Raw genomic sequence first — 5,264 nt, forward strand, 5'->3', positions numbered from 1 at the left:
CATGGCGGGGTGGCAGGGCCGGGGTGCAGGCGCGCACGCGGCCGGGTGCCGTGGGGTGCGCTGGCCTGCAGGGCGTCAGATCAGCCGGTCGGTATGGTTGGTGATCTTCTTGAGTGGCTTGCTGCGCGCCGGGCTGACCATGATCGGCACCTCGGTAGCGCCGCCGGTCCAGGCGGGGTCCTCGATGCTGTCGAACACCTGGCGCAGCTTTTGTCCCCAGCTGTCGTGCAGCATCCGAAAGTACGGGTTGTTCTCGTCGATGCAGATGACCTTGTCGGTGGCAAAGCGGTCCACCTCGTACACCACCAGGTCCAGCGGCAGGCCCACCGACAGGTTGGACTTGAGCGTGCTGTCCATCGACACCAGCGCGCACTTGGCAGCCTCGTCCAGTGGGGTCTCGGGCGTGAGCACGCGGTCGAGCACGGGTTTGCCGTATTTGGATTCGCCAACCTGGAAGTACGGTGTTTCGGATGTGGCCTCGATGAAGTTGCCTGCCGAGTACACCTGGAACAGGCGCATGCCCTCGCCCTTGATCTGGCCGCCAAACACCATGGACACATTGAAGTCCACGCCAGAGCGCTTGAGGGCTGCGCCGTCGCGCTCGTGCACGTGGCGCACGGCGGCGCCGAGCACGCGGGCGGCGTCGAACATGCTTTTGGCATTCCAGATGGTGATGGCTTCGCCCGACTCGCCGTCCTTGATCTGCTCGGTCTGCAAGATCTCTCGCACCGATTGCGAGATGGACAGGTTGCCCGCCGACAGCAGCACCATGAAGCGGTCACCCGCCTTCTCGTAGACCATCATCTTGCGAAATGAGCTGATCTGGTCCAGGCCGGCATTGGTGCGGGAATCGGACAGGAAAACCAGCCCGGCGTTGAGTTTGATGGCGACGCAGTACGTCATGGAGCAATGGGGGTTGTTGTTTGGAGGTAACCCGCGAGTTTAGTCGCCTGTGGCATGGGCGGCCTGTGTGCCCTGCAGGCGGCCCCCAGCTGTTGCGGGGTGCGGATACTCAAAATTGATAGCAATCAGGGCATGTAGCACTAGCGCCTGATGCCCCTGGGACTCAAAAATGCGCTGGCGGTGTGCCCTGAGCCCGGTCAGCAGCCTGCAGCGCAGCCGGGGTGGGCGTCGCTTCAGCCTGCCATCTTCTTGAGCTGGTACAGCGCATCCAGCGCTTCGCGCGGGCTCAGGGCGTCGGGGTTGATGCCGGCCAGCGCGGCCTCGATAGGGCTGGCGCCTGCGCTCTCGGGCACCTCGGGCGCGGCGAACAGGTCCACTTGCAACTCATCCTCACCCGCGCGCTCTTCGAGCGCGGCCAGCGCATGGCGGGCGTGGTGCAGCACGGGCGAGGGCATGCCCGCCAGCTTGGCCACCTGAATCCCGTAGCTGCGACTGGCCGGGCCGGGTTGGATCTCGTGCAGGAAGACGATGTCGGTCCCGGACTCGGTGGCGCTCACATGCATGTTGATCGCGTGGCGCGCTTTTGCTGGCAGCTCGGTCAGCTCGAAGTAGTGCGTGGCAAACAGCGTGAAGGCGCGCGTCCTGTCGTGCAGGTGGGTGGCAATGCCGCTGGCCAGCGCCAGGCCGTCGAACGTGCTGGTGCCCCGGCCGATCTCGTCCATCAGCACCAGGCTGTGGGGCGTGGCGGCGTGCAATATCTGCGCAGCCTCGGTCATCTCCAGCATGAAGGTGGACTGCGCGTTGGCCAGATCGTCGGCCGCGCCGATGCGGGTGTGGATGGCGTCGATGGGCCCCAGGCGGCAACTGGCGGCTGGCACATGGCTGCCCATGCTGGCGAGCAGCACGATGAGCGCGACCTGGCGCATGTAGGTCGATTTACCGCCCATGTTGGGGCCGGTGATGACCTGCATGCGCGTGTTGGCGTTGAGCCGCGTGTGGTTGGCAATGAAGCTGCCGCTCGATGTCTCGGCCAGTCGCGCCTCCACCACCGGGTGGCGTCCGCCTTCAATCTCGATGCAGGGCTCGGGCACAAACTGCGGCGCGCACCAGTTCAGGGTGAGGGATCGCTCAGCCAGCGTGCACAGCACATCGAGCGTGGCCAGCGCCTGCGCCAGCCGGGTCAGCTGCGGAATGTGGGGCTGCAGCTGGTCCAGGATCTGCTCGTACAGCCATTTCTCGCGGGCCAGGGCGCGCTCGTTAGCCGACAGGGCCTTGTCTTCAAACGCCTTGAGTTCGGGTGTGATGAAGCGCTCGGCGTTCTTCAGCGTCTGGCGGCGGCGGTAGTCATCGGGCACCTTCTCGACATGGCTGCTGGTGACTTCGATGTAGAAGCCGTGCACCTTGTTGAACTGCACGCGCAGGTTGGGGATGCCGGTGCGGGCTTTCTCGCGGGTTTCCAGGTCCAGCAGGAAGGCGTCACAGTTGGTCTGGATGGCGCGCAGCTCGTCCAGCTCGGTGTCAAAGCCGTTGGCGATCACGCCGCCGTCGCGCACCAGGGCGGCGGGCTCTTCGGCAATCGCGGTCTGCAGCAGTGCCATGCAACCCTCGGGTGGTTGCAGATGGCTGAAAATTTGCATCAAGAAGGGCTCTGGTGCCCGTCCATTCAGCGCAAGCAGCTCTGACTTTTGTAGCGTTTTGCCCAGCGCGACCAGCTCGCGCGGGCGCACCTGGCGCAGCGCAATGCGGGCGGTGATGCGTTCCACATCACTCACGCCCTTGAGTTCGCCGCGCAGCGTGGACCAGGGGCCGGCACCGCCGCCTGCACCGCCCGCGCCCCGCAAGGCCGTGGTGGCCGAGAGGCGCTGGCGTGCCTCGGCGCGGTCGCGGCGCGGCTCCAGCAGCCAGGTCTTGAGCAGTCGGCTGCCCATGCCGGTCATGCAGGTGTCGAGCAGCGAGAACAGCGTGGGCGCGTCGTCACCACGCAGGGTCTTGACCAGCTCCAGGTTGCGGCGCGTGGTGGTGGGCAGGTCGATGAGGTCGTCGTTGCGCTGCACCTGCACGCTGTGCACGTGGGTGAGTGTGCGGCCCTGCGTGTGTTCGGCATAGGTCAGCAGCCCGGCGGCGGCGGCGTGGGCCTCGCCCAGGTCTTGCGCACCCCAGGCCTGCAGGCTGGCGGCACCCAGGTTTTCGAGCAGCTTGCGCTCGCCCAGGGCACTGTCGAACTGCCAGTCGGGCCGCAGACTAATGGGGCAGGTGAAGGCGCCGCCCTGGCGCAGCACCTGCAGTTGTTGTTCAAAGCGCTCGGTCACGCCTGCGCTGTAGATCAGTTCGCTGGGCGCCACGCGGGCCAGCCAGGCGCCCAGTTCGTCGTGCGCACATTCGGCCAGGTACACGCGGCCCTGCGTCACGCTGAGCCACGCCAAACCACAGCGCGCGCGGGGCGCCTGGTGCACGGCCATCAGCAGCGATTCGGATTTGTCGGACAGCAGTTCAGTGTCGGTCAGCGTGCCGGGTGTGACCACGCGCACCACCTTGCGCTCCACCGGGCCCTTGTTGGCGCCCACTTCGCCCACCTGCTCGGCAATCGCCACCGACTCGCCCATCTTGATCAGGCGCGCCAGATAGTTCTCCAGAGCGTGGAAGGGCACACCGGCCATCACCACCGGCTGGCCGCCCGACTGGCCGCGCTGTGTGAGTGTGATGTCGAGCAGGCGCGCGGCCTTCTCGGCATCCTGCCAGAAGACCTCGTAGAAGTCGCCCATGCGGTAGAACAGAAGCGTCTCGGGGTACCCGGCCTTGAGGGCCAGGTACTGCTGCATCATGGGTGTGTGGTGTTCGAGCGTGTCGGACATGCAGGGGGTGGCAGGAATGAGGCGTGGACTGTAGCAGTTCGATCATCGGGTTTCCCCCTGGGCAATTCCACTGCGTTCTGCCAAGATGTTACGTTTTGACATACTCTTGGCTGTATGCTGGCAGCTTGACCCTGAACGGAGCCACCCTCCGTCGAGAGTTGGTGTTTCAACCCCAGGATTCAGAGGCTTCAGAGCGACCGTGATTTCGTCCGAACTGTTGACCGACCTCCTCGCCCCTACCGGGGAAGGCCTCATCGAGCCCATGGCGCAGGCGCGCCTTCAAGCGCTGGTGGACGCGGTGCCGGTGGCGCTCATGGAGTTTCGTTTGCAAGACGGCCGCCTGCTGCTGCTGGCCGCCAACGCTGCGGCACGGCGCATGCCAGGGCTGGGGGCGGTACGGCATCCGGGCGTGGATGCGTCCGAGGTGTTTGACCTGCTGGCCAACACGCCGCTGCTGGACCAGTTGCTCGGCGTGGTGCGCGTGGGGGCTCCGCTGGAGTGCCGCCAGGTGGTGCGCGAGCCCGGTCGGCTGTTGCTGGCCTGGGACTTGTCGGCCCGCCGCGTGACCAATGACTGCATTGTGGTCACGGTGCGCGATGCCTCTGAAGCCGAGAATCTGCGGGTATCACTGGCCGCATCCGAGCGTGCGCTGGAAGAAGTGCGGCGCGAGTTGCGCGAGCAGACCGACGTGTTCAACACCATGGAGAGCCTGGCGCGCACTGGCCACTGGCGGCGCATTGAAGACCCGGGCGAAACGGTGCTGCTCTGGTCGCCAGGGCTGTGCAACATCGCCGGGTTTGAGCAGCAGGAATGGGTGGACCCCGAGCGCGCGGTGAGTGGCATCCTGCCGGAAGACCGGCACGTGTTCGACAAGATCCGAGAACGGGGATCTGGCCTGGATGTGGAGTACCGCTGGCGACGGCCAGATGGCGAGGTGCGCTGGATGCGTTCGCGGGTTCAACGCACGCTGCCGCGCGATGGCGTGCAGGTCGTCATGGGGGTGGTGCAGGATGTGACGGACGAGCACCGCGCTGCGGAGCAATTGCGCGAACAACTCTTGTTCATTCAGCGCATTGCCAGCCGCATCCCCGGCTTCATCTACGAATACCGGCTGCATACCGATGGTGGCACCAGCGTGCAGTACATCAGCGATGCCGTGCGCGAATTCATGGGCGTGGAACCACACGAGGTCACGGCCGACCACGGCGTGCTCATGCACCGTGTGGTGCCCGAAGACCTGCCGCTGGTGCAGCGCTCGGCCATGATGTCGGTACGCAAGCTGGTGCCCTGGCAGTGCGAATACCGTGTGCGGATGAATGACGGGAGCGTGCGCTGGCACATGACCAACGCCATTCCACACCGCGAGGCCGATGGCTCGGTGGTGTCCCATGGCTTCACCATGGACATCACCGATCGCAAGCTGGCAGAACAAGAGATCGAACGCCTGGCGTTCTACGACGCGCTCACCGGCCTGCCCAACCGCCGCCTGCTGCTGGACCGCCTGCAACG

3 protein-coding genes are annotated in these 5,264 nt (G+C 65.7%); 1 reads left to right on the forward strand and 2 read right to left on the reverse strand.

Annotated features, from left to right (window positions below):
• Nucleotides 1–75 precede the first annotated feature (75 nt).
• Nucleotides 76–903 carry a proteasome-type protease gene (locus tag AC07X4_RS23685; RefSeq protein ID WP_056067065.1) on the reverse strand — a complete coding sequence of 276 codons (828 nt, stop codon included), beginning with the start codon at nt 901–903 and terminating at the stop codon, nt 76–78.
• 233 nt (nt 904–1,136) lie between these two features.
• Nucleotides 1,137–3,755, reverse strand: a complete 2,619-nt coding sequence (mutS, locus tag AC07X4_RS23690) for a DNA mismatch repair protein MutS (RefSeq protein ID WP_494741511.1) — start codon at nt 3,753–3,755, stop codon at nt 1,137–1,139.
• A gap of 199 nt (nt 3,756–3,954) precedes the next feature.
• Between mutS and AC07X4_RS23695 the strand changes: the two genes are divergently transcribed.
• Nucleotides 3,955–5,264: PAS domain-containing protein (locus AC07X4_RS23695; RefSeq protein ID WP_494741512.1), on the forward strand; the 1,310-nt coding region annotated here is incomplete at its 3' end.

Source organism: Acidovorax sp. GW460-11-11-14-LB4 (genome assembly GCF_059423685.1).

What these genes read in the sequence shown, in the direction of transcription:
- AC07X4_RS23685 (WP_056067065.1), bottom strand. Translation starts at nt 903, where the DNA reads ATGACGTACTGCGTCGCCATCAAACTCAACGCCGGGCTGGTTTTCCTG.
- mutS (WP_494741511.1), bottom strand. Translation starts at nt 3,755, where the DNA reads ATGTCCGACACGCTCGAACACCACACACCCATGATGCAGCAGTACCTG.